This is a genomic window from Streptomyces buecherae, assembly GCF_014295035.1.
Classification (GTDB): domain Bacteria; phylum Actinomycetota; class Actinomycetes; order Streptomycetales; family Streptomycetaceae; genus Streptomyces; species Streptomyces youssoufiensis.
The window spans coordinates 7,571,915-7,596,182 of sequence record NZ_CP060404.1 but is presented as its reverse complement, the minus strand read 5'-3'; the positions used below and the strand labels follow the sequence as shown (position 1 = coordinate 7,596,182).

General features: G+C 72.0%; 18 protein-coding genes. 2 read left to right on the top strand and 16 right to left on the bottom strand.

Going from position 1 to position 24,268, the window contains the following annotated elements; all coding sequences use genetic code 11:
• Nucleotides 1-117: 117 nt before the first annotated feature.
• From H7H31_RS34425 to H7H31_RS30305, 13 genes are all read right to left on the bottom strand, one after another.
• Nucleotides 118-975: an NADase-type glycan-binding domain-containing protein gene (locus H7H31_RS34425; protein WP_232110151.1), complete on the bottom strand. Its 858-nt coding sequence runs from the start codon at nucleotides 973-975 to the stop codon at nucleotides 118-120.
• A 503-nt stretch (nucleotides 976-1,478) separates the two neighbouring features.
• A complete protein-coding gene (locus tag H7H31_RS30360) occupies nucleotides 1,479-2,051 on the bottom strand; it encodes a phage tail protein (RefSeq protein WP_187060587.1) in 573 nt (190 codons plus the stop codon).
• Nucleotide 2,052: 1 nt separating this feature from the next.
• A complete protein-coding gene (locus tag H7H31_RS30355; RefSeq protein WP_187060586.1) occupies nucleotides 2,053-4,047 on the bottom strand; it encodes a putative baseplate assembly protein in 1,995 nt (664 codons plus the stop codon).
• On the bottom strand, nucleotides 4,044-4,451 hold the full coding sequence (locus H7H31_RS30350) for a GPW/gp25 family protein (RefSeq protein WP_176160548.1): 408 nt from the start codon (nucleotides 4,449-4,451) through the stop codon (nucleotides 4,044-4,046). The genes H7H31_RS30355 and H7H31_RS30350 overlap by 4 nt, the downstream gene beginning before the upstream one ends.
• A gap of 2 nt (nucleotides 4,452-4,453) precedes the next feature.
• A complete protein-coding gene (locus tag H7H31_RS30345; protein WP_187060585.1) occupies nucleotides 4,454-4,729 on the bottom strand; it encodes a PAAR domain-containing protein in 276 nt (91 codons plus the stop codon).
• A gap of 34 nt (nucleotides 4,730-4,763) precedes the next feature.
• On the bottom strand, nucleotides 4,764-6,662 hold the full coding sequence (locus H7H31_RS30340) for a VgrG-related protein (protein ID WP_187118168.1): 1,899 nt from the start codon (nucleotides 6,660-6,662) through the stop codon (nucleotides 4,764-4,766).
• Complete coding sequence (locus H7H31_RS30335; RefSeq protein ID WP_232110150.1) at nucleotides 6,656-7,597, bottom strand: CIS tube protein; 942 nt, start codon at nucleotides 7,595-7,597, stop codon at nucleotides 6,656-6,658. The genes H7H31_RS30340 and H7H31_RS30335 overlap by 7 nt, the downstream gene beginning before the upstream one ends.
• Nucleotides 7,598-7,668: 71 nt before the next feature.
• On the bottom strand, nucleotides 7,669-8,100 hold the full coding sequence (locus tag H7H31_RS30330) for a phage tail protein (RefSeq protein WP_176160552.1): 432 nt from the start codon (nucleotides 8,098-8,100) through the stop codon (nucleotides 7,669-7,671).
• A gap of 109 nt (nucleotides 8,101-8,209) precedes the next feature.
• Nucleotides 8,210-10,288 carry a hypothetical protein gene (locus H7H31_RS30325; RefSeq protein WP_187118167.1) on the bottom strand — a complete coding sequence of 693 codons (2,079 nt, stop codon included), beginning with the start codon at nucleotides 10,286-10,288 and terminating at the stop codon, nucleotides 8,210-8,212.
• A gap of 34 nt (nucleotides 10,289-10,322) precedes the next feature.
• On the bottom strand, nucleotides 10,323-10,466 hold the full coding sequence (locus H7H31_RS30320; RefSeq protein ID WP_176160554.1) for a DUF6760 family protein: 144 nt from the start codon (nucleotides 10,464-10,466) through the stop codon (nucleotides 10,323-10,325).
• On the bottom strand, nucleotides 10,463-10,930 hold the full coding sequence (locus H7H31_RS30315) for a hypothetical protein (protein ID WP_222624434.1): 468 nt from the start codon (nucleotides 10,928-10,930) through the stop codon (nucleotides 10,463-10,465). The genes H7H31_RS30320 and H7H31_RS30315 overlap by 4 nt, the downstream gene beginning before the upstream one ends.
• Nucleotides 10,930-11,373: a phage tail protein gene (locus tag H7H31_RS30310; protein WP_187061354.1), complete on the bottom strand. Its 444-nt coding sequence runs from the start codon at nucleotides 11,371-11,373 to the stop codon at nucleotides 10,930-10,932. Before H7H31_RS30310 ends, H7H31_RS30315 begins: the two co-directional genes overlap by 1 nt.
• 44 nt (nucleotides 11,374-11,417) lie before the next feature.
• A complete protein-coding gene (locus H7H31_RS30305; RefSeq protein ID WP_187061353.1) occupies nucleotides 11,418-12,980 on the bottom strand; it encodes a phage tail sheath family protein in 1,563 nt (520 codons plus the stop codon).
• Nucleotides 12,981-13,266: 286 nt separating this feature from the next.
• Between H7H31_RS30305 and H7H31_RS34420 the strand changes: the two genes are divergently transcribed.
• Nucleotides 13,267-16,884 (top strand): hypothetical protein, encoded by a 3,618-nt coding sequence (locus H7H31_RS34420; protein WP_232110149.1) that lies wholly within the window; start codon nucleotides 13,267-13,269, stop codon nucleotides 16,882-16,884.
• A gap of 728 nt (nucleotides 16,885-17,612) precedes the next feature.
• The gene (locus H7H31_RS34415; protein ID WP_232110148.1) at nucleotides 17,613-17,771 is read left to right on the top strand and encodes a hypothetical protein; all 159 of its coding nucleotides are present in this window, start codon (nucleotides 17,613-17,615) and stop codon (nucleotides 17,769-17,771) included.
• A gap of 66 nt (nucleotides 17,772-17,837) precedes the next feature.
• Here the strand turns inward: H7H31_RS34415 and H7H31_RS30290 are convergent, their stop codons facing one another.
• The 3 genes from H7H31_RS30290 to H7H31_RS30280 form a co-directional block, all read right to left on the bottom strand.
• On the bottom strand, nucleotides 17,838-20,003 hold the full coding sequence (locus H7H31_RS30290; RefSeq protein WP_187118166.1) for an ATP-binding protein: 2,166 nt from the start codon (nucleotides 20,001-20,003) through the stop codon (nucleotides 17,838-17,840).
• Nucleotides 20,000-20,773, bottom strand: coding sequence for a DUF4255 domain-containing protein (locus tag H7H31_RS30285; protein WP_187061372.1), 774 nt, complete (start codon nucleotides 20,771-20,773; stop codon nucleotides 20,000-20,002). The genes H7H31_RS30290 and H7H31_RS30285 overlap by 4 nt, the downstream gene beginning before the upstream one ends.
• 88 nt (nucleotides 20,774-20,861) lie before the next feature.
• Nucleotides 20,862-23,603 (bottom strand): HYR domain-containing protein, encoded by a 2,742-nt coding sequence (locus tag H7H31_RS30280; RefSeq protein ID WP_232110147.1) that lies wholly within the window; start codon nucleotides 23,601-23,603, stop codon nucleotides 20,862-20,864.
• Nucleotides 23,604-24,268: the final 665 nt, after the last annotated feature.

Sequence of the window (24,268 nt, the reverse complement as noted above, 5' to 3'; positions counted from 1 at the left end):
GAGCCACCGACCGCACCACCTCGGGCGCGGCGTCCGCCCCTCCCCCGCGTACGCCCGGCGCACCGGCCAGCGCGCCGGCGGTGGCACCGGGCGACGGCACCAGGCTAAGACGCCGACTCACCGGCGGCCGAAGAACTCCACCTCCGCGACGGCGACGCGGCGCTTGGCGCTCTCGCCGTAGGCCGCGTCGACGATCAGCCGCACGCGTACGACGTCGGAGCCGCGCACGTCGAAGGTCTGTTGGCCGGGCTGGTCCTTGAGGTTGACCGCCTTCGTGGAACGCTCGCCGTCGGCGGTGAAGAGCGTGACGGTCAGCTCGGCGGGGCGGGCCTGGGTCAGGAACTCGTCCTGGTTGGCCGACCGCCCCGAGATGACCAGCAACTTCCGCAGCCGTACGGGCTCCTCGAACGTGGCCTCCAGGTACTGGCCGGTCGCGGGGCCGGTGTCGGCGGGGGACCAGTAGCGGTTGGTGAAGCCGTCGAAGGCGGCGCCCGCGCGGTGCCCGCCCGCCTCGCTGGAGGCCCGCGCGTCGGCGGGTCGCAGCGCCTCCGGCTTGCCGGTCTGGTCCTGTGTGAAGGTGAGCGCGTCCGAGAGCTGGGAGCGGGCGAAGTACGCGGCTGCCAGGAGGATCAGCAGCGTCAGCGGCAGCGCGAGCCGTGGCCTGGGCCACGTGCGGTGCCGGGGTCGGCTGCCGGCCTCCAGGACCCGGTCCCGGTCGCGCCCGAACAGCCGCCGCCACCACGGCGGTCGGTTCTGGCCCGGGGCCCGGGCCGGGTCGCCGAGCTGCGCACCGCAGCGCTGGCAGAGCCGCCGCTCGTGCGGGTTGTCCGCCCGGCAGCGCGGGCACGGACGGCTGCCGGTACGGGTGGTGGGGCCGGGCGCGGGCGCGGGGTCGGCCGGTGCCGGCGCCACCCGGTGGTCGGGCCCGGGGTCGTGCGCGTCGTCGCGCCGGTCGCCGGGGCGCCGCAGGGCCACCCCGTCCGGCCCGGGTTGGGGCGCCGGCCCCGAAGCCGGCCGGGCAGCGGGCCGGGAACTTGGCCCTGGGCCCGGCCGTGGCCCCGGCGGTGGCACAGCCGGTGACTGGAGCGGGCGCGGGGGCGGCGCGCTCCGATCGGGCGCGCGGGACGGCGGTGGAGTGGGGGGTGGCGCCGGGGGCTCGGGCGCGCGGCCGGTGGCGGCGGGGGTGGGCTCGGGGGCGGTGGTCTGGGGCGGGTCGGCGGTGGGGGCGGCGGCCTCGGGAGTGGGTGTGTTCGGGCGTGGTTCGGCGGGCGGCGGGCTGGGGGCGGGGTTCGGGGCAGGGTTCGGGGCGCGCCCGGCGGGTGGTCGGCCGGTCGCGCCGCTCGCGTTCGGGGGTGCGCCGGCGGCGCCGCGGCCCGCGCGGTCGGCCTGGTCCGCCGCGTCTTCCCAGTCCAGGAAGGCCCGGCAGGAGGCGCAGAACTGGGCGCCGGGCGCGTTGCGGTGTCCGCAGTCGGGGCAGGTCATGCCGGGCCCCCCGGGTCCTCGCCGGTCGCCTCGGCGGCCAGGATCTCCAGGCGGTACCCGACGTGCGCGGGGACCTCGGCGGCCACCAGCCGCTCCAGGCGGGCTCGGTCGAAGCGCTCCGGGTCGGCCACCCGCAGCCGCACCCGCACCCAGGGCGGCGCCGAGCCGGGCAGCGCGCCACCGTGCTCGTCCGCCCAGGTGGTGGCCCCGCTCTCGGTGATCTCGGGCTCGACGCCGGTCTCCACCCGGATCGCCGCCGCCAGCCCCGCGCGGGTGCCGCGCTCGCGGTGGCGTACGACCGCGCTGGCCACCACCGCCCGGCGCTGGTTGACCGGCCGCTCCTCGTCCGTGCGGGTGGCGACCCAACTCGCCATCCAGGCCACGAAGTCATCGGGGGCGGTGCGCGGATGCAGGTAGGCGGGCAGGTTGTCGAGGGTCAGCAGCACGGGGGCGAGCACCTCGTCCAGCGCGCCGAGGAAGCGTACGAGGAAGTCCTGGTCCAGGTAGACGGCCGGGAGCTGGTCGGCCAGCGGGTGGGGGGTGGGAAGCCCCGGGATCACGGCACGCATCTCACACCTCACGGACCCGCAACTGGTGCTCGAAGCTGAACACCAACGCGTGCTGATCGAGGAGGATCTTGTTGGCGGGCTCGGCGCGGTCCCCGGTGACCGGGTCGGCCGGGAACAGCAGCACGTCCTCGACCAGTTCGACGCCGGGCAGCCGCTGCAACACCGCGTACACCTCGCCGGCGTGGACGGGCCGCCCGAAGGGCCAGCCGTCGCCGTCGGGGCCGCCCGAGAGCGGGTTGAAGTAGCCGTACAGCGCGGCGAGCCCGGCCTCACGCAGCCGGTCGGCCGCCGCGCCGCGCTGCGCCTGCACCCTGGCGACGACGGTCACGCCCTGGTAGTAGGGCGGCTCGACGTGCAGCCGGGTGCCCAGCGGGCGGCGCTCGTCGAGATGCGTGCCGATCATCGAGAGCGTCTCGGTCGAGGGGGTCAGGTCCTCGAACCTGATCCGGCCCTGTTCGTCGCCGCGCCCGGCCGGCACGACGAGCAGCCGCACCCCGCCCGCGTCCGCGGCCCGCCGCGCCCGGTCCTCGGCGGTGTCCGCCCCGTCGTCGGCCAGTTCGCCCACCGGCACGCAGTGCACCCGGGCCACGTCGGGCGCGGCCTCGCGGGCCAGTTGCTCGTAGTCGTGCGGCACGACGGCCCGGTGCAGGGTGGCCAGCGTCAGCGGTCCGCGCACGCGCGCGTCGTCCACGCTCTCGCCGTCCACGCCGCCGAGCGCCGGGCGCCGGTTGTCGACCCGCGCCACGTACGGCATCGAGCTGCGCAGGATGCGCAGCGCGTGCCGGGAGACGTTGCCGCGCCGCCCGCCGCCGGTGCGGTAGCGGCGCACCCGCACGGTGCTGCCCTTGGGTGGGACGGCCCCGAACAGCCGCAGCGACCCGTCGCGTTCGCGTACCGCCGGGCCGAAGTCCACCTGTCCGGAGTTCGGGTCCAGGGTGATGTGTCGTTCGTACGCGGTGGAGTGGGCGAAGTTGTCGACGCGGGTCCACTCCACCCAGCCCGCGCCCTCGGCGACCTCGACCACGAACGGCTCCTCGCTCGGCACCACCGGCGGCCTGGCCACCTGGAAGCTCTGCCCCGGCACCCCCTCGCAGACGCCGATGACCTCGTCGGTGACGGTTTCGGCGTGGCTGGCCTCCACGGTGCCGCCGATGGTGAACGCGGTGATCTCGCGCACCGTGGGCGAGGCCACGTAGGTGGGTTGGTCGGGCGCGGCCTTGAGCAGCCGGCACCGTATCCAGCCGGCGGTGTGCCGGGCCACCACCGACGCGGCGTGCTGGGCGGGCAGGTGGATGATGACCTCGCCGGCCTTGTTGAAGCCACCCGTGTCGTCCTTGTCCACCTCGCAGGCGACCCAGGCGGAGCCGTCCCACGCCTCCCACAGCAGCGGCGGACGGCGGGGGTCCACGCCCACGCCCTCGACCTCGCAGTCCAGGCGCAGCACGACGACGCAGGCCGGCGCCGGGTTGGACAGGCCGACGTACAGGCAGTCCCCGGGGCGCGGGGTGGTGCCGAAGCAGTGGACGTCGCGGCCGAGCGCCAACTCCTCGGTGCCGTCGGTGGCGTCCCCGTCCAGCGGCCAGGTCGCCAGGTGGGCCAGCGAACACGGCACGACGGACAGGTCGGCGCTGGTGGTGAAGACCACCGCCTCCTCGGCCTCGGTGCGCACGGTGGCGACCTCGGTGCCGGCGGGGACCCGCACCGGCTCCGGCTGCGGGGCCGAGAGCCAGAAGGTGACGTCGGTGCGGGCCGCGGTGGGTGGGTAGAGGCGGACGCCGATCAGGTCGAGGAAGGCCAGGTAGTTCTTGTCCGGCACCCGGTTCAACCGGTAGACGAGCTGGTCGACCATGCTGGCGAACGCCTCGATGAGGGTGACACCGGGGTCCGAGACGTTGTGGTCGGTCCATTCCGGGCAGCGCTGCTGCACCAGTCGCTTGGCCTCGTCCACCAGCCCCTGGAAGTGCCGGTCGTCCAGGTTGGGGCTGGGGAGCGTCATGTGCCCTCCTCGTGCCGGGGGATGACGTAGAACGGGAAGACCAGGTTGCGCGGGTCGTTGGCGCCCCGTATCGCGTAGCTGATGTCGATGTAGAGCACGCCCTCGTCCGCCTCGTCGAAGCGCACCGCCACGTCGGCCACGTCGATGCGCGGCTCCCAGCGTTCCAGGGCCAACCGCACCTCGTAGGCGAGTTGGCCGGCGGTGCCCGCGTCGGCCGGAGCGAAGACGTAGTCGCCGAGCGCGCAGCCGAACTCGGGGCGCATCGGGCGCTCGCCCGGCGACGTGGACAGGATGAGCCGGATGGACTCCGCGATCTCCTGCCCACCGCGGACCAGGGCGATGCTGCCGGTGGCGTCGGTGCGGGGCGGGAAGGCCCAGCCGGCGCCGATGAACTGCTGGACCATGGTCAGCCTCCGATCAGGACGGTGGGGCACCCGGCGACGATCGGCGAGCCGCACCCGGCCGCGTCGCCCACCCGGGCGGCCGGTTGCCCCCCGATGAACACGCTGGCGCTGCCGGGCGGGCGCAGCGGGGACGGTGGGTGCACGGCGGGCGACGTACACGTGTGCGGGGTGCCGACGGTGGCCGCCGGACGCCCGCCGATCAGCACCGTCGGCACGCCAGGTCCGCCCACCACCCCGGGGTGGCCGGTCGGGTCGCCCACGCGGGCGGCTGCTGGCATGCGCGCTCTCCCCCTGCCTTTCGTAGTGGTCTGGTCAATTGATGCGTACCAGCGGGGAATTGATGGCCACGGTCGAGCCGCCCTTCACCTCGGTGCGGTTGGTGCCGTGCACCGCGACCTGGCTGCCCCGCACCTCGACGGAGCCGCCGGTGGCGAGCTTGACCTCGCCGTCGCCGCCGTTGACCTGGACCCCGCTGCGGGCGGTGAGCCGCACCGCGTCGCCGGCGAGTTCGAGCGTCCCCTTGCCGGCGTCCAGCGAGACGCCGCTGCCCGCCTTGATGGACACCTGCTGGGTGGCCTCGATCTCCACGGTCCCGTCGCTGTGCAGCACGATGGTGGTGCCCTTCCGGTCGAGGTTGATGCTGAGCTTCCCGTCGCCGGTGACCAGGCGCAGGCCCTGCGGGCCGTTCGCCGTGTCGAGGAGTTCCAGCTTGTTGCCGCCCCTGGAGCCGAACGCCCGCCTGGTGACCGCCCCGCTGGTCGGGTCCACGGCCCCGCCCTCGCCACCCGCACCGCCGGCCCCGGCGGCTCCCGGGCCACCGCCCCCGCCGGGCTTGTCCTGCCCGTTGTAGAGCGCGGCCAGCACGTACGGCCGGTCCATCCGGGCCTGTTCGAAGCCGACCAGCACCTCGTCACCCACCTCGGGGATGAACGCCTCTCCCCCGCCGATGCCGCTGGCCTGCGCCGTGCGCGCCCAGTCGCTCGCGTACTCGTCCGACAGCCACGGGAAGCGCACCTTGACCCGGCCCAGGCCCTCCGGGTCCTTGGTGTCGGTCACCGTCGCGTTGACGAGCCCGGCCCGGTGCGCGCCACTCGCCTGGCCACCGCCGCCGCCCGCGCCGCCGGTCAGCCCGTACAGCGAGCGCTCCTGCTGCCCGGAGACCGTCAGCCAGGTCTCGTAGCCGCGTACGGCGTCGAAGACGTGTCGGGACGAGGTGACGGTGTAGCGGCCCTCGAAGGGCTTGCCGACGCCGGTCAGGGTGACCGCGCCGCCGGCCCGCACCGCGGGGTTGCCCCGGATCACGGCCTCCAGCTCGGCGAACGAGCCGGCGATCCGCTGGGCCAGCGCCTTGGCCGCCTGGTCCACCTCGGCCTGGCTGCCGTAGACGGCGTCGGTGGCGACGTAGGTGGCCTCGCCGAACGGCTTGGCCGCGTCCGCCGCCGTGAGCCCGAGTTCCAGGGTGGTCGCCGTGCCGGCGTCGGCCCGGCCGACCAGGGGTTGCTTGGCCCGCACGTCCCAGCCGCGCACCTCAACGGCCGACACCTGTTCGGCCGCCGAGACCGCGGCCCGGCAGCGCAGCAGGTTGTCACCCATCTCCAGGACCAGCGGGTTACTGTCCGCGCGGGCCGCGGTGTCGGGGGCGCCGCCGGCCTCGGTCGGCTTGGTGACGTGCAGTTGGCCGTCCATCACCCACGCCTGCGCCCCCGCGCCCTCGGCCAGCGCGCGGATGAACTCCCAGTCCGTGACGTTGGGTTGGGCCACGTGTTCCAGTACGGGCCCGGCCACGTCCACCGTGCCGGGGCGCAGGCCGGCGCGCTGGGCGACGCGGGAGACGACGTCGGCGAGCGTCATGTTCTGGTAGCTGGCCACCCGGCGGCCCCGCAGCAGCCGGTGCGACTCGTCCAGGCCGCGCACCACCGTGAACGTGCCGGTGTCGTCGATGTCCACCTCAAGCGCGGTGACGTGCCCGCTCAGCAGGGGGCCCGAGGCCCCCTCGCCGGCCTGGGCCAGCAACCGCACCGGCGCCCCGATCTCGATGCCGGCCTGCTCCAGGAAGACGCGGCTCGGGTCGCGGAAGCGCAGCAGGAACAGGTCGGGCAGGGTACGGCTGTCGTCCACGTACGCCTCGACCAGCGTGTTGGCCCACGCCGCGGGCAGCGGCCGGCCCGCCACCTCCACCACCAGCGTCTTCGCGACGCTCTGGCTCACCATCGACGCCCCCGCGCCGACGGGGCGCTGGGCAACGGGTTCGGCGCCACCACCGGGGCCGACCCACGCTCCAGCTCCCCGGCGCGGGCGGAGGGCGCGAGGCGGCCCTGTTGCCCGTGGGCGGCCAGGTCTCGGGCCGTCGACCCGCGGCCGGGCAGCGCCGGGGCCGCGGCGCTGGGCGCGCGCAGCCGGGTCAGCTCGTCCGGCGCGGGCAGCAGCAACTCCCGGCCGTTGGCCAGCCGCATCGGGTCGTCGATGCCGTTCGCCTCGGCGATCACCCGCCAGGCCGTCGGGTCGCCGTACTCGCGCCACGCCAGGTCGGGCAGGGTGTCACCGGTGCGCACCTGGTGCACCCGGCGCGCGTGCAGCGCGCCGGACGTCGGGTTCTGCCCCGGTGTCTCGCCGCTGATCTCCTCCATCGTCACCTGGCACACGGCCCGGATCGGCACCCCGGAGGTGGTGAACAGGGTGTACTTCACCTGGACCTGACTGAGGTAACCGGGGAAGCCGGTCAGACCGCCCCAGTGGAAGACCACCCACGGCGGCGACGAGCGCTGTTGCTGCCGGGTCTCGCTGGTCGGCACGCAGCAGGCGAGCAGCTTCTCCACCGAGGTCACCACGCTGGTGTCCTGGGTGTCGCTGGCGTCGAAGAACATCTCCACGGTCAGCTTGCTGGGCTTGGGCCCCTGGTACTCGGGCGGCCCCGCGCTCTTCGCGCCCTTGGCCGGGCTGCGCTTCCAGGCCGCCGCCTTGGTGAGCGTCAGCTCCTTCGGGTTGAACTGGAAGTCGATGCGCCCGGCCGGCCCACCCGGCGTGAGACTGCCGCCCGGCGGCGGGGTGCGCATCTCCAGGTACGCGTGTTCCAGCTTGGGCCGCGCCCCGCCGCCCCCGGGCCCACCCCCGGTGCCCGCCGCGCTGAACGCCACGGAGCCGCTCATGTCGTACCCCTCCGCCCCCTCCGCTCGCGCACGCCGACCCCGCGCGGCACGCCGTCCACCCCGGACACCGCTCAGCCCTCCATGACGTAACCGTGGTGGGCGATCTCGATGGTCTCGATGGCCACCTTGGGCGACTCGGGGTTGAACGAGGGCCCCGTCCAGCGCACCGGCACCACCTCAAGCAGGCCCCACTGGGCGACCTTCTGCCCGTCGCCGGTACGGGCCTCGATGTGGGCGGTCTTGCGCTTGAACCCACCCGTCATGCTCGCGAACCACCTGGCCACCTTCTCCGTCTCCCGGGTCAGTGGCCGCGACAGCTTGACGTTGGAGTACTTGAGCCGGGTGGGGAGCTGCCACAGGTGACCGTTGTTGCCGCCCTCCTCGCGCTGTTCGAGCACCACCTCGCACCCCAGGCCCTCGCACGTGTTGAAGGAGCCCAGCTCGATGCCGTCGATGGTGACGACGAAGCACACGGTCACCGCCGGGTCATCGGTCACGCTCACGCCGTACCTCCCTTCCCTGCCTGCTCATCGCCGCCCGCTCGTCGGGGGCCCTGGTCATCGGTGCGTGGTCATCGGTGTCTGGTCATCGGTGCCTGGCGTCGGGGTCCGCTCATCGGTGTCGCGTCTCGATCAGGAAGCCGGCGCGTTCGCGTTCGAGCCGCAGTTCGGCCTTGAGCAGCCGGCTGAGCGGCGCGAACAGGGCCCGCACCAGCTCGTCGGTGACGGCCGGCGCCCCCCGCCCCCGACCGTCGGAGGCCGACTGCCCACCCCCCGGCGCGGCCTCCCCGTCCCCGTCCGGCGGCTCGTCACCACCCGACGGCTCGGCGTCCGGTACGGGGCCGGGCCCCGGCTCGGGCTCCGGCCCGGGGTCGGCCGGCGGGTCCGGGGGCGGCGGCTCGGCTGTCTCGACGTCCCGCTGCACGGACGGCGGCCCGGCGGTGGGCGGCGTGGCCGCCGGCTGCCGGAAGACCACCGAACCATCGGCCATGCGTTGCGCCACACCGGCCGCGACGGCCACCGCACCGGCGTCGGGCAGCGGCCCGGATGGGCCCGACTGCCGTACGTCACCGCCGCGTTGGGACGTCAACCGGTGCGGCTCCGTGGCGCGTTGCAGGGCCGGCGACGGCGCGTTCGGGCCGGCACGGGTCGGGCCCCGCTCGCCGCCGGGCGTGCTCGGTCCGCCGGATCGTGGCCCGGCCCACCGCTGCACCTCGACGGCCGGCCCGCGCGCTCCGCCGGAGCTCGACGCTGAGGAGTCGCCCCCCGTACCCGGCGCGGCCGACTCGTGCGTCGTGGCTGACGCGGCCGGCTCCGTCTCGGGACCGTCCCACCGCACCGGAACGGCGGCCTCCGACGGCTCGGACAGCGGCCCGCGTACGGCCTCCCGTACCGGACCGGAGAACCGCTGCACCGCGCGCTGGGCCACCAACGGCGCCACGACCTCGGGTGCCGACGCCGGCCCGGTGGGTGCGGGCAGCGGGCTGCCATCGGCCGCCGCCGGCCGCACCGGGACCGCCGCCCGCTGCACCACCTCGGCCCCTCGTCCGGGGCCGGCGCTCCGCTCCGTCGGACCCGTGGCGTACGGGGGCGCCTGCGTACTCGACTGCCCCGGCCGGGTCTCCCCCAGCGGCATGTCGGCCGGCGCGGCGACCGCCGGCGCGGCCGGCTGGTCGTGCTCCGCCACGCGGGAGACCAGCGGGTCGGCGCCGAGCAGCGGCCGGCTCGGCGGCTCGGGGGCGGGGGTCGGAGGGGGCCCGGGTGCGTCAGTGAGCGCGGGCTCGTCGGGGGCGGGCGGCGGGTCGACGGGCGTTGGGGTCGCCGTGTCCGAAGGCGGCGGGGTGTCGGCGCCGGCGGTGGGCACGGCGCCAGCCAGGTCAGGCACCGGGGGCTGGCCGCTGGTGCTCGCCACGGGGGTGCGCTGGGCGGTGGGTGGCAGGCCGGACAGCGGCGCGCCCAGGCCGGTGCCGCGCGTGCCCACGGACGGGGTGCCGGCGCCCGGCGGCCCCGGGGTCGCTGAGCGTTGCACGGCGAAGGGCGGCGCGCCGCCGGAGGCGGGCGGTGAGCCGCTGGGTTCCGTGGCGGGCCGTGGCGTGGCCCGTGGCAGGCTCGGCACCTCCCGCAGCAGCGCGGTCTCCAGCGGGCGCGCGGAGGTCAGCGGCTGGGTCGGCTGGGCCACCGCGCGCTGGACCGCCGCCCGCGACTCGGTCGGGCCGGTCGGGAGGGCGTGGCCCGTCGGGTCGGGCGCGAAGTGGCGTACGGAGGCGGTGTCGTGGCCCGCGCCCGAGGAGGCCGAGGTGGCCGGGGTGGTCGAGGTGTCCGGGGTGGTCGAGGTGTCCGGGAGGTCGGGCTCCGTGGTCCCAGGCCCGGTCGTGGTGGCGAGGTCGTGGCCGAGTCCGGCGGGCGCGTCGGGGCTGACGAGGTGGCCGAGCGGGGTGCTCAACGAGGCGTCCTGCCAGGTGCCGAGCGAGGCGTGGAACGGTTCCGGGTCGGCGACCAGGGGCGCGGCGCCCACGGTCCGTTGCAGCGGCGGCAGGTCGCGCCACGCCTGACCGCCGGACCCGCGCCCGGCGGCGCCGGCGCCCGGAGTGGCGCCGGAGGTCGGGGCAGCCGGGGGCTCGGGCGACGCGCTCCCGGCCGAGGCGGCGCGGCCCAGGCCGGTCAGTCGAGACAGCCGGGACAGCAATCCCATCAGGCGGTCGTCCCTCCCCCTCGTACGGCGCGTTTCACTGCCCGTTCAGCCGGGCGATCTGGTGGACGTAGCGGAGCCGGTCGGCGTGTTCCAGGTCGAGGATCTGGTCGAGCGACCAGTGGAAGTGGTAGGCGAGGTACGCGACCTCCTCGTGTATCCGGTCGGTCGCGTACGTCACGATTCCCCCAGGCGACCACCGCCGGCCAGGTCCACGGCGAAGGTGTCCCGGCACGACGGGCACGTCACCGAGGCGCGGGTGTGTCCCTCGGAGTTGATCCTGCGGTAGAAGTCCTGGAGGAACGCCAGGTCGGAGGCGAACAGGTCCTCCACGACGCCCGGGTGGATGTCCTCGATCGTGCCCAGCCTGACCAGCACCCGGGAGATCAGCACCACCGACAGGTAGGCGCTGTTGTCGCGGACCCGGTCGTCCCGCAGCGGAACCAGTTCGTCCCGCGCGGTCGCCAGCCGCATCACCCCCGACCTGTGCACGGTGCCCGACTCGTCGACGTACCCGCGCGGCAGCTCGAAGGCGAACTCGGTCCGCAGCTTCTCGGGCTGCCCGCCGGCCCCCTCGTCGCGCCGCGCGGCCGGCGCGGAGGCGTCCGCGGGTGGGGCGGGGATCGCGATGGTGCGCCTGCGCATCACTCGACTTCAATGCTCTCGAAGGTGATGGCCAGCTTCTCGGTGAGTACGGAGGTGTCGCCGGCCTTGAGCGCGCTGATCTCCAGCGTCTTGGGCCACGCGTTGATCAGCTTGTACCGCTTGATCGGGATGCCCTCGTAGTCGTAGACGATGATGGAGCCGTTGCGGCGGGCGTTGTTCATGCGGCCGAAGCGCGAGTCGGTGATCCACCGCTCGAAGCTGTTGTCCTCGGTCAGGCCGCGGGTCACGGTGACCTCACCGGCCTTGGGGCGGCCCGGGAGCTTCTTTATCGCGTACTTGCCGTCGGCGGTGTTCTGCTTCAGCTCGATGACGTCCTGTTCCATCTTCAGGCCGCTGACCTCGGTGATCTGCCGGATCAGCACGCTGTCGAATTCCAGGCCGAAGGAATGCCCGACGGAGCTGTCGAGATCGGGCAGCGGCATAACAGCCTCCTTGAGTCAGTCGGTCGCGGGCGCGGGCCGGTTCGTCACTCGTCGACCGCGCCGGAGCCGCCGGAGAGTTGGGCGAGTCGGAACACCACGAACTCCGCCGGCTTGACCGGCGCCACCCCGACCTCGCAGATGACCTGGCCGGCGTCGATGCTCTCCGGTGGGTTGGTCTCCCGGTCGCACTTGACGTAGAACGCCTCCTCCGGGGTGAGCCCGAAGAGCGCGCCCTTGCGCCACTCGTTGACCAGGAAGGCCGAGATCGTCCGCCGCACACGGGCCCACAGCGCGTCGTCGTTGGGCTCGAAGACCACCCACTGGGTGCCCGCCAGGATCGACTCCTCCAGGTAGTTGAAGAGTCGGCGTACGTTGAGGTAGCGCCAGGCGGGATCGCTGGCCAGGGTCCGCGCGCCCCACACCCGGATGCCCCGCCCGGGGAAGGCCCGGATGCAGTTGAGCCCGATCGGGTTGAGCAGGTCGTGCTCGCCCTTGGTGATCTGCGTCTGGAGCGCCACCGCGCCGCGCACCACCTCGTTGGCGGGTGCCTTGTGCACGCCGCGCGAGACGTCGTTCCGGGCCCAGATGCCCGCGACGTGGCCGCTGGGCGGCACGAAGGCGTTGCGTCCCACGGCCGGGTCGAACACCTTGAGCCACGGGTAGTACAGCGTGGCGTACTTCGAGTCGAAGCCCGTCGTCTCCGTGCGCCAGGTCCTGACCTGCTGCGGGCTGAGGCCGGGCGGCGGGTCGAGGATGGCGATCCGGTCGCCCATCCCCTCGCAGTGCGCGATCAGCCCCTGCTGGACCGCGATCACCGTCTCCAGGTCGAGCACGCGCCGCTGGTAGGCGCTCATCAGGTCGGGCGCGGCGACCATCGTGACGTCCTCGACGGCCTCCAGGCCGCCGAAGCCGGTCCGCTGGTCCGGGTCACCCACGTACGTCTCGGCCGACACCGCCTGCGGCGCCACGCCCGCGGCCCCGCCCGGCGGCACGGCCAGCCGGACCGACTGCGGCTCGGGCCGCGGCGGCGCGGCACCCTTGCCGGGCTCCTCCAGGGCGATCAGTTGGGAGCGCGCCTTGACCTGCGTCGCGACGTTCTCCTTGCTGCGCTTGGTGGTCACCACGGGGTACGTCTCGGCGACCTGCCCGTCGTGCCGGACGATCAGCTTGAACACGTCCTGCGGCGGGTCCTCGGCCTCCGAGTCCGCGACCTCGACGGTGATCTCGCCGGTCACGCCGGGCAGCGTCCGCACGACGTACGGGCCGAGCTGCGCGTGCGGCGCGATGTCGATCTCCTCGTGGGTCGTACCACCCGCCCCGTCCGCTTCCCGCTCGGCGCGCGGGCCGCCAATCCGAATGACGTAGCAGACGCCTCCGCCGTTGGCGAAGTACCCGTAGACCGAGGTGGCCAGGTACGTCCCCTCGACGAAGTCGCCGAAGACCGTGACGAACTGGGTCCAGTTCGTCACCAGCGTCGGCTCGTTGAAGGGGCCTTTCTGCGCGAACCCCACGAAGGCGGCAACCGAGGTCCCCACTCCCTCGATGGGCCGTGACCCAGACTCCACCTCTTCGACGTAGACGCCCGGGGACAGGTACGACGACGGCATACCACTCTCCTTGGCCGGGGGAAACGACAGCGATTCTCGTCATGTAAAGGATCAACGGAAAAGGACTTCGGGCTACCCGGCGTGCCTTCCGGGTTGCCCCAACGGGCAGCGGGCAGATCGCTGAGCGGTCATCGCGGGGTGCACCGGATCGTTCCCCGCTTTCTTGTGCCGTGGACCGCCGCCCGGGCGCATCCTGGCGCCCATGTCCACTGCGCGCGCTGGGAGTTGGGAACACCGGGGGCGACGCACGGCGAGCACAACCCCCGGTCGGTAGCCGGGTGTTGCCGTGAAGAGCACACCCGACGCGCCGTCCCCCGCCCGGCAGCGCCCGCACGCGGATGCGCCCGCCGCGGGGCAGCATACGGGCGCGGACACGGAGCTGACGCCCACGGTCGGTGAGTCGCCCGGGGTGTCACGCGCCGTCCGTACGCCACCCGCCCCGGTCTCCGGCGGCCCCGGCCTGGACCGGCGTGGCCTGCAACGGCTGCAACGCGCGGCGGGGAACGCGGCGGTCTCGCGGCTGGTCGCGCAGCGGTACGCGGCGCCGGTGAAGCCGTCCCCGGCGCAGGCGCCGGGGTTCCGGCGCGTGAAGGCGGACGTCGGCACGAAAAAGCAAACGATCAAGCAGCACCAGCCCGCGACGACGGAGTCGAGGTCCGCACAGGACGCGGCGGTGGCTCCGCCCGACGACAAGGAAGCCCAGGGCAAGGCGGCGCAGGCCGAGAAGATGAACGCGGCCAAGCCGGGCGAGTTCAACAAGCAGGCGTTCATCGACGCGGTGAACAAGGCGATCGCCGACCAGGCGCCGAAGAACCTCAACGAGGCCGACAAGTTCGCCGACTCCGGCAAGGCCGACCAGGTCAGGGAACAGGTGGACGGCAAGGTCACCGACGGCAAGAAGACCTCCGCCAAGGACATCGAGACCACCACCAAGGCCGCCCCCGACACCTCGAAGGCCAAGACCAAGAAGGTCACCCCGATGACGGCGGACAAGCCACCGGGGAACCCGGGCGCCCCCAGCGCGGACGACGCGGTGCCGGACAAGCAGCCACCCGAGGTCACGGACTTCTCCGACGGGCCGAGGCAGAACGACAAGGCGATGGCCGATGCCGAGGTCACCGAGGAGCAGTTGGCCAAGGGCAACGAGCCGCAGTTCGACGAGGCGCTGAGCGAGAAGAAGAAGGCCGAGGAGCACGCGAAGAAAGCCGGGCCGCAGGGCCGGCAGGCCGAGGACGCGGAGCTGGCGGACGCGAAGGCGGGCGCCGCGGCGGCCGGCGCGAGCGCGATGGCCTCACTGACCGCGACGCGGAGCGAGGCGGGCCAGAAGGTCGACGGCGGCAAGGGCGAGACGAAGTCGAAGGACGAGAAGAAGCGCGAAGAGGTCACCGCCAAGCTGCAGAAGGTCTTCGACGCGACGAAGAAGGACGTCGAGTCCACGCTTGAGGGCTTGGACAAGAAGGTGGACGACCAGTTCACCAAGGGTGAGAAGGCGGCGAAGGACGCCTTCACCGAAGACCACAAGCGCCGCATGAAGAAGTACAAGGACAAGCGCTACTCGGGCTTCCGCGGCAAGCTCCGCTGGGTCAAGGACAAGTTCAAGGGCCTTCCGGAGGAGGGCCTGAACATCTTCAAGGAGTCGCGCAAGCTCTACGTCTCCACGATGCAGGGCGTCATCTCCTCCATCGCCGACACGATCGGCACCGAACTCGGCAAGGCCAAGGCCCGTATCAAGCAAGGCCGTTCGGAGTTGAAGGCCGAGGTCGACAAGCTACCGGAGGATTTGAAGAAGTACGGCCAGGAGGCGGCGAAGGACTTCGAGGGCAAGTTCGAGGACCTGGAGACCAAGGTCAATGACAAGTCGGACGAGCTGGTCCAGACCCTGGCGCAGAAGTACACAGAGGCCCTGAACAAGGTCGACGACGAGATCAAGAAGCTCCAGGACGCGAACAAGGGCCTGATCGCCAAGGCCAAGGACGCGATCGTCGGGGCGATCAAAACCATCATGGAGCTGAAAAACCTCCTGATGGGCATCCTCGCCAAGGCCGCCTCCGCCATCGGCAAGATCATCAAGGACCCGATCGGCTTCCTGGGCAACCTCGTCAAGGCCGTGGGCGCCGGCCTCAACCTCTTCACCTCCAACATCCTCGACCACCTGAAGAAGGGCCTGGTCGCCTGGCTCCTTGGCACCGCCACCAAGGAGGGCATCGAGATCCCGGCCAAGTTCGACATGAAGGGCATCATCCAGCTCGTCGGCTCCATGCTCGGCCTCACCTGGGACAACCTCCGCGCCCGCATCGTCGGCAAGGGTGTGCCTGAGCCGGCGATGGAGAAGGTCGAACAGTCCGTGCCGGTGGCGGGCGCGCTGTCGCGCGAGGGCCCCGCGGGGGCGATGGATGAGATCCAGGCCGATACGGGTGACCTGAAGACCAAGATCCTGGATGACCTGAAGGCTTATCTGGTGCCGACGGTCATTATCGCGGGCATTTCGTGGATCGTTTCGCTGCTGACGCCGGCTTCGGCGTTCGTGCGGGCCGTCAAGGGCATCATCGACATTATTACGTTCATCGTTAATCAGGGCGCGCAGATTGTCGAGTTCGTCAATGCGGTCCTGGACGCGGTGATCGCTATCGCGGGTGGGGGTAGCGCCGGGGTTCCGAAGATGGTTGAGGCCGCGCTGGCGGCGAGCATTCCGCTGCTGATTGGGTTCCTGGCCGCGTTGGTGGGGGTTGGCGGGCTGGCCAACAAGGTGAAGAGCGTACTGCGGGCTGCGGGGCGGCCGGTGAAGCGGGCACTCGACAAGTTGGTGGGGGTCATTGCGCGGAAGGGGAAGGCGATTTGGGGGCGGTTGAAGAGACAGCGCCCCACACGGGGCACAGAGAAACGAAAGGCCGACCCCACAAAGGGAGAAGCTCGACACAAAAACACGAAGGCAAACGAGAAGCGAATACACGAAATAATTGCCGCTATCAACGAAAGCCGCCAGTTCGAAACCTTCGGTCACATGCACACCGTGAAAGCGAAGGGGACGCCTTCGGGTGCACTCAAGGTCACGCTGGCAAGCGAGGAGGAAGATTTTAATAAGAAGGTCGTCCGAGCACAAGAGAAGCTCAAGGAGTATCCGAAACCGCGGAAGGTGAGGGGAGTTCCCCCGGGAGACATGGTCGCCCGCCTGCAAACGTCCTTGGCCTCAAAGGCCAGGATGCAGGAATCCTTCCTAGCCTGGAAGCAACGGGAACTTGCCCGCAGCGGCGCAAGCCCGTCAGCAGCGAACAGAGTAAAGAAGATAGTAGACCAGTGGATTGACGCTGGAAAACCTGAGGTAGTAGATGAGTCAGAAATAGAAAAGCTGCCCGAAGGCTTCAAGAAACATCGTGAAATGTTATACGAGGGCGGCACCGCAGGCAATCAGTTCAAGCGAGCAAAGATCGCGATAATCGCCCGCGATCTTCCAGAAATCGTGGAGTTGATCGAGACTACTATCGCCCCCTATAAAAGCGCCCGTGAAGCCCGCGAACCGGCGAGCATGTTGCGTGAGAAGAAGCGGACAACAGCAGACGACCTGAGAGCACTCACCAAATTTGGCGCCGACAAAGATAACGCCAAAGTTCCGGTTGCGATATGGCGGGAATTCAAAAGAAAGGGAGACATCTCTGGATCCAATATGCGCAAGTCCTCGCTCTGGAACGTAGACCACATCACACCTCTAGCTGCGCACTGGCATGCCTCTGGCTACAACTCGAAGGACAAGGAAAGATTCGAGACAACGCCGGACAAGTCGAACTTGCAACTCATCGCGGGAGATGCAAACAAAGCCGCTCAAGCCACCTACGAGGGTGAACGGTACGAGTACGTAGCTAAGAAACCGGGTCCCGAATTCGAGACTGAAGAGGATGTGTGGAGCTGATGCCCCCAATGACGGATAGGCAAAGGTTCGACAATGCGCTGAATCGCCTACGCAGCGCTGGCTGGAAGTTTCCACAAGAACCATCGCAGCTGAAAGCGCCCGCCATCCTGCTCCCCGATGAGGTCGAAGGTTCATTCTCTTCAGACGGGCGGTTGCAACTCGACCTAGCTTTCCGTTGGCATCAGGGCCTAGCATCAAAAATCCAAACGGCCTTCGCCCGCGAGAGCTTAGTCGTTCGCCTATCCTTAGAAGAGGAAGACGGGGAGGCTGTATGTCTAGCCGGCAGGAATGACAGTTCAGATTTATGCAGAATCTCTCGTTCATTTCGGCGACTAGAGGACCTGGGATACATAGCGGAGCCGAACTTCTCGCTCACGAGCACAAGTGGATGGGAAGATATTCACCAACAGAGCAATGAGACTCCTAAGGCAGTTTTCTGGGTCTCTCAGGCCCACGATGACTGCTTTGACGGGGAGGGCGACCTCGTCGACGACCTGCCTATTCAATGGTCAGGCGATGGCGACTTGATTGCGAGAGTGCTACGGGAGACAGGTCTAGAGGTAGACGTCCCAGAGGACGCCGATATAACCTTTTTTCTTTGCCCAGAAACGGACGATGAGCTGTCAGACTGAGGCATGGCCATTTTCCCCGGCGCCCCCGATGAGCGGCCCACCGCGCCCGTGTTCACTCACGAGAGGACCAGGGAGGCTGCACGATCCCTCATCGGAGTGCGCCAGACCTCCCCAGCGGGCACACAGCGCCAGAGCGAGCGCCACGGCCTGCGCGAGCTCATCGCGGCCAACGAAGACCTGCACGGGCCGCTGACCGCCGAGGAGATTCGAGCAGCCGAAGCCAAGATGTTCGGCGACGCGTATACACAAGCCTGAGCCGTACACCGCCCGGCCCAACCGTCAACATCACCAAGGTCTAACCCAGCACTCTCAAGCCACTCCTCACACCAACAACCCCACATACTCCCCGAACTCCGAAGCCAATGTCAGCCGACCCAGCTTCTGGTACTCGCGCTGCACTGCGTGGATCAGGTCCGCCATGCGCACCGGCCCGTCGGACTCCGCCGCCAGGTACGCCGCGGTCACCGCGACCGAGCGGATGTTGCCGCCCGCCAGCTCGAAGGACTCCGCGCAGAAGTCCAGGTCCAGGCCCTCCGCCCGCGGCAACAGCGGCCCGAGGCACCGTTCCCACAGCACCCGCCGCTGCTCCGCGTCCGGCATGGGGAAGTCGACCACCAGGTCCAGGCGGCGCGTGAACGCGTCGTCCAGGTTGGCCCGGAGGTTGGTGGACAGGATGGCCAGGCCGTCGAAGGACTCCATGCGTTGGAGGAGGTAGGCGCTCTCGACGTTGGCGTAGCGGTCGTGGGCGTCCTTGACCTCCGAGCGCTTGCCGAAGATCGCGTCGGCCTCGTCGAAGAGGAGGACGCCGTTGATGCCGGCGGCCTCGGAAAAGATTTTTTCCAGGTTCTTCTCGGTCTCGCCGACGTATTTGTCGATGACCGTGGCCAGGTCGACCGTGTAGAGGTCGAGGCCCAGGTCCGCCGCGATGACCTCGGCGGACATCGTCTTGCCCGTACCCGAGTCGCCCGCGAACAGGGCCGCTACGCCGCGGCCACGGCCGCCGCCGGGGCGCATGCCCCACTCGCCCAGGACGCGGTCGCGGTGGCGGGCGCGGGCGGTGAGTTCGCGGAGTTGGGCCAGGGGGTCGGCGGGGAGGACCAGGTCGTCCCAGGTGACGGCGGGTTCGATGCGGCGGGCCAGGCGGTCGAGGCCGGCGGCGTTCTGGGCGCGGGCGCCGGCGCGTACGTCCTCGGCCTGGACCTCGCCGCCGTTGAGGGTGGCCACCTGCGCCGCGCTGCGGGCCGCCTGTGCCACCTGGGCCGGGGTAAGGAGGAAGGGGGACAGGACGCGGGTGAGGTCCAGGTCGGCGGCCAGCGGCGCTGGGTGGGCCTGTTGCCACAGGGCCGCGCGGGCCTCGGGGCCCACGCGGGGGGCGGGCAGCAGCAGGGGTGGGCGGGCGGACCAGGTGGCGTCCCAGGGGGCGCGGCCGACCAGGATCACGGGGAGGTCCGCCTCCGCGACGAGGCGGATCACCTCCGGCTTCTCCCTGGTCAGCGGGTCGATGGGGGCGCCGACCAGGCCGGCGCCGGTGAGGCGGGCCTCGCGGACGAGGGTGCGTACGGCGTCCGTCGGGTGCGGGTCGGCGGCCAAGCGCTCCAGGTCCACGCCGATGACCGACCGGCCCGCGTGGGTGAGCGCCGCCGCGGCGAGGGCCGTGCCGGCGCCGCCCTGTTCCTCGCGTACGTAGGTCAGGCCGACGCCGTTGGCGATGGCCCGCGCCAACGGTGCCGGGTCGCCCGTGCCGGGCGTCCGCCGCCAGCTCGTACCCGGGTCGCCGTGCCACGGCGCGAGGACGTCGGCCACCCGGGGGTCGGGGGTGTCGTGGCCCAGCAGGTGCGCCGTCACGCGGTCGGGGACGCGCAACGCACGGGCTAGGAAGGGGCGTTCGGGCTCGTCGACGAGCAGCAGTCCGCCGGCGCGGAGTGGTGCGGCGGGGTGCAGTCGGCCCCGTGCCTGCGCGTCGGCCGCCGACACGCCGCACAGGCCGAGCGCGAGGCCGGCCGAGGGGCGTTGGCGGGTCACGTCGTCGTTCAGATAGGCGTAGAACTGCTCGAAGCGGTCGTCCAGATCGGGTACGAGCGCGATGAGGAGGATCTCCACGTCGAGTGAGGTGAGGCCGAACTCGCGGGTAAGGGCGCGGAGGCGGGTGGGGCCCGTGGTGACATCCACCCTCTTCTGGAGGCGGCCCGACTCCTCCCGCTCCCCCGGTCCCGCCCGGAGGGCGTCCGCCTGGTCCGCCCATGCCTCCGCCGCCGCGAATTGGTCCGCGTCCGTCGCGTCGGGCCCGGCGGTCGTGCGGCCCTCGTCCAGGAGGCGGCGTACGGTCTGGTCGTCCAGGTAGAGGCCGCGGAACGCGTCGTCCGGGTTCGGGTCGGTGGCCTGGCGGGCGTCCACGGCGCGGCGTACGCGCTCCTCGACGAGGGCGGCCCGGGCCAGCAGGTGGCGCAGGCTCAGGTCGTGGGGAGGGTGCGTGGTCTCCTCGCTCATCCGCGCCGTTCTTCCGAGATCCGGCGGCCGATCCCGGCCTGACGGCGGCGCCCGGCGCCGCGCCCCGTACCCGCGCCCGTGTCGGGTTCCTGCGCGGCCGGCTCTGGGCGGCCCGGCTGGCGGCCGTAGATCGGCAACTCGGCGCCGCCCGGGATGCGTTCGCGCGCCGGGGAGCCGGCCGACGGGTCCTGCGGGTCGTGGTCCGTGAAGCCGAGCCGCAGCCCCTCGTCCGTGACGGGCGGGCCCACCGGGTAGACCGGGGACTCGGTGACGGGGACGCTGACGACCAGGTCGAGCGAGGGTTTCAGCTCGCCGCCGAGGGCGCTCCACACGTCGGCGAACGACCGGTCCTCGGGTGGCGGCAGGGCGACCGTCATCGGGACGGCGACACCGATGTCGGCGAGCGCTCCGGTCAGCCGTTCGCTCGGCAGGGACTCGTGGCGTAGCAGGCAGGCCAGGAGCGAGGAGAGCAGCCGGTGTTCGTCCTCGGGGCGCTTGGTCCAGGCGGTGATCAGGTACGAGAGCTTGAAGAAGCGCGGCGGGCGGCGGCGGGCCACGACCACGCCGCGCGCGTCGTACTCGTTGTGCAGCCCGCGCTCCCGCAGCCGCATGTCCTCCCTGATGTCGTACAGGTACAGGTTGATCGTGGGGGCGTTGACCTTGGCCGCCCACTCGCGGGTGGGCGCGTCGAAGACGACGGCGATCTGGGCGCCCTCCAGGACGTCCGTACGGAACAGCGCCCGCAGCACCTCGTCGACCTCGTGGATCACCGGCCCGTCTCCCTCCGCCTCCGTCGTTCCCAGCCTCGTTCCCCTACGTCGGCCGCCGGGCCGACCGCGCTCGGCGGCTTTGGCCGCGTCAACTGCGGCCCGCGAAGTCCGGTGGTTGCAGGTTGCGTTGGACCACCAGGAACGGTTTCGTCAGCCGATCGAGCCCGCGTACGTCGGCGCGCAGCTCGCGCGGGCCGAGGCGGTCCTTGCGGAGTACGAGCATCTGCACGGTGAAGGTGCCGTCCGGGCTGACGCGTACGGACGAGCGCGCGGGCGTGATGCCCGGCTTCCAGGACAGCGAGACGACGGCGCCGGGCGGGAAGTCCGTGCCGCGCACCAGCGCCACCTCGCCGGGCGTGCCGACCTTCGGGGTGACGGTCAGCTTCGGCTGGAGGACGCGGAGGCGGGCCGTGGCCGTGTTGTCGCGCTGGTCGGGGTCGGCGAGCGAGCCGCGTACGGACGCCCGTACGTCGCCGCTGACCGCCGCGCGGTACTCGGCCCTCTGGGTCACCACGAGCCGCCCGCCGGGTGCGACGGAGCAGGGCGCGCGGCGGGTGCAGGCCGTCGGGGGCGCCAGGGTGCGCCGGTTCGCGTCCTTGGTGCGCGGCCAGGTGGTGTCGAGGACGACGTCGCGCGCGGTGTCGGGGCCGGCGTTGGTGATCACGAAGCCGGCCGAGATCCGCTGGCCGGGGTAGGCCCGGGCGGGCGCGAGGGTCGCGCTGACCGCCACGTCGGCACTGGGCGGCCGGGGCGGGTCGGGCGGACGCGGTGGGTCGGACGGGTCCGGCGGGTCGGGTCGGTCCGGCGGGTCCGGTGGGTCGGGCGGCTCGGGTGCGGGCAGCACGGTGAAGGTGGCCGTGTCGGTGCCCTCGTTGGCCGCCGAGTCGGTCGCGGTGCAGGTCACCGTGGTCCGGCCGACGGGGAACAGCGCACCGGACCGCGGGTCACAGGTGACGGGCAGCGGGCCGTCCACCTCGTCCACGGCGGTGGCCGGGAAGGTGATCCGCGCGCCGCGGTCGTCGGTGGCGTCCACCGTACGGTCGTCCACCACGATCACCGGCGCCGTGACGTCGTTGACAAGGATGGTGATGCGCTGCCGGTAGTTGGGGGTGGGGGGCGGGTCGTCATCGTCGCCGCCGGGGCCGCCTGGGTCGCCGCCGGGCCCACCCGGGTCACCACCAGGGCCACCTGGGTCACCACCAGGGCCGCCGGGACCACCTGGGTCGCCACCAGGGCCGCCCGGGCCACCAGGATCGCCGCCGGGACCGCCCGGGTCACCGCCAGGCCCACCGGGACCACCCGGGTCGCCACCGGGGCCACCGGGACCACCCGGCCCACCCGGGTCACCGCCAGGACCGCCGGGACCGCCTGGGTCGCCCCCAGGACCGCCGGGACCACCCGGATCTCCCCCGGGCCCACCGGGACCACCCGGGTCACCACCAGGCCCACCGGGACCACCTGGATCGCCCCCAGGACCGCCCGGGTCACCGCCGGGACCACCCGGATCGCCACCAGGTCCGCCGGGACCGCCTGGGTCACCACCGGGCCCACCCGGGCCACCGGGCCCACCCGGGTCACCGCCAGGGCCTCCCTGCTGACCCCCCTGTTGGCCACCCTCATGGCCGCCGTGATGCCCGCCCCATGACGTCGCGGTGGTGCCGCCGAGTACCCCGCCGGGTATGCCGCCTGTCTGCGTGCCGTGCTGGCCGCCGTGCGTGCCGGCGATGGTGCCGCCGGTGACGGTCGTGGCGGTGTCGCGCTCGCCACGGCCGCCCGTACGGCCCGTGCCCGGGTCGCCGTCGCCGAGCTCCTGCGACGCGTCGTCGAAGAGGTGCGCGTGCACCGTGCTGCCCGGGTCCGGCACCTTGCCGTCCAGCAGGAACTGGACGCCGCACTCCACGGCCGCACCCTGCGGGGCGTCCTCGGCGAGTTCGATGGTCTCCCGGAAGGTGGCCACCTCGCCGCTCGTGACCTGCTGGGACGCGGGCTCCAGGCGTACCTGGAGCGCGGGGTCGCAGTTGACGGGCTGATGGCTGACGGTGGTGGGCAGGTTGGTCAGGCCCTCGGTGATCTTCTCGGCCACCTGGCCCGCGTCGATGCCCTGGAAGAGGGTTCCGTTCGTGGCCTGGGTGACCTTCGTGGCCTGGTTCGGTTCGTGGGTCGGCTCGCCGTTCTGGCCGGGGCCGTTACCGTTGTCGCCGTTGCCGTTCAGCCCGTCGCCGAGGTACGTCTCCACGTCGACCGCGATCACCCGTACGCCCGCGCCGACCAGGGCGTTGGTCGCGTCGGCCAGCGTGTGTCCCTTGCTGGGGTCGTGGCTTGACGCGTCGCCGACCAGGACCACGACCGGGCTCGCGTCCTCCCGGAACCGCGTCTTGCCGTCGGCTCCGTTGGCGATCTGCCACAGCGCGTTGATCCAGTCCTCGGCCGGGCCGGGGCTGCCCTGGCCCAGGTCGGCCTTGAGGGCGTTGACCGCCGTGGTCACGGCCTTCAGGTCGTGCGTGAGGCCCTGCTTGACCTCGAAGACCCGATCCCCGTCTGTCTGGTCGCCGTACCTGGCCACCGCGAACTGCGAGTCGGGCTGTGACGCGCGTACCCCGGTCGTGATCTTTTCGAGGTCGTCGCGCAGGTCGATGAGGGTGTCTTCCATGCTGAGCGTGGCGTCTACGAGCAGCACCACGTCCGGCCGGGGCGGCACGACGGGCGTCCGGACCTCCTTGACCACCTCGGTCGACTCCCCCGGATCGAGAGAGCGCTCCACGACGGCCGGCGTGATGCCCTCCTGGACGGGTGATCGGCGATCGACGGCGACGCCCGGGACGACGGTCACGGCGAGCAGCAGGGCGAGGGTCAGGGCGGCGACGCGGAACGCGTCGGAGCGCTCGGCCGGTTCGCCGTCGGCCCGTGATCGGTGGGCGCAGCGCGCCGCGGGTCGCCACCCACTCAGCCGCCAACTGCCCGGCCGCCACCGAGCCGGCCACCAGCGGGCGCGGCCCGCGGTGTCGGTTCCGGTCCGCGTTGGAAAGCGCTCACGCCCCCGCACAGAACCCCCCACTCGGTCCGTGACGCCCATGCCGCATCGGATCGCTCAGCCAGCCTTGCCCGCGCTCTGGCCTGCGCAGCCTGCGCGCCGGGCTCCAGCCTCACCCGCGCGCCCACCCCGGGCAGCGGGGCCCGAGCCAGCCCTTCGGGTACGGCGCCTGCCCGAAGGGGCAGCGCGGCGGGCCACGCCACGGGCAGAACCCCACCCACGCGGCACCACCGAGCCACCGCCACCGCACCGCACCGTTCACCACGGTCCCAGCCACCGTCACCCGCACAGCCAGACACACCCCACAGCCATGAGCACAGCCACAACCCCAGTCACAGTCACAGCCACACCCACAACAGCCACCCAACACACCTACCCAGCACAGCCACCACAGTTGACACAGCCATCACAGCCAGTACAAACACAACAGCCAGCACGGCCATCCCAGCAACACAGGTGGCACC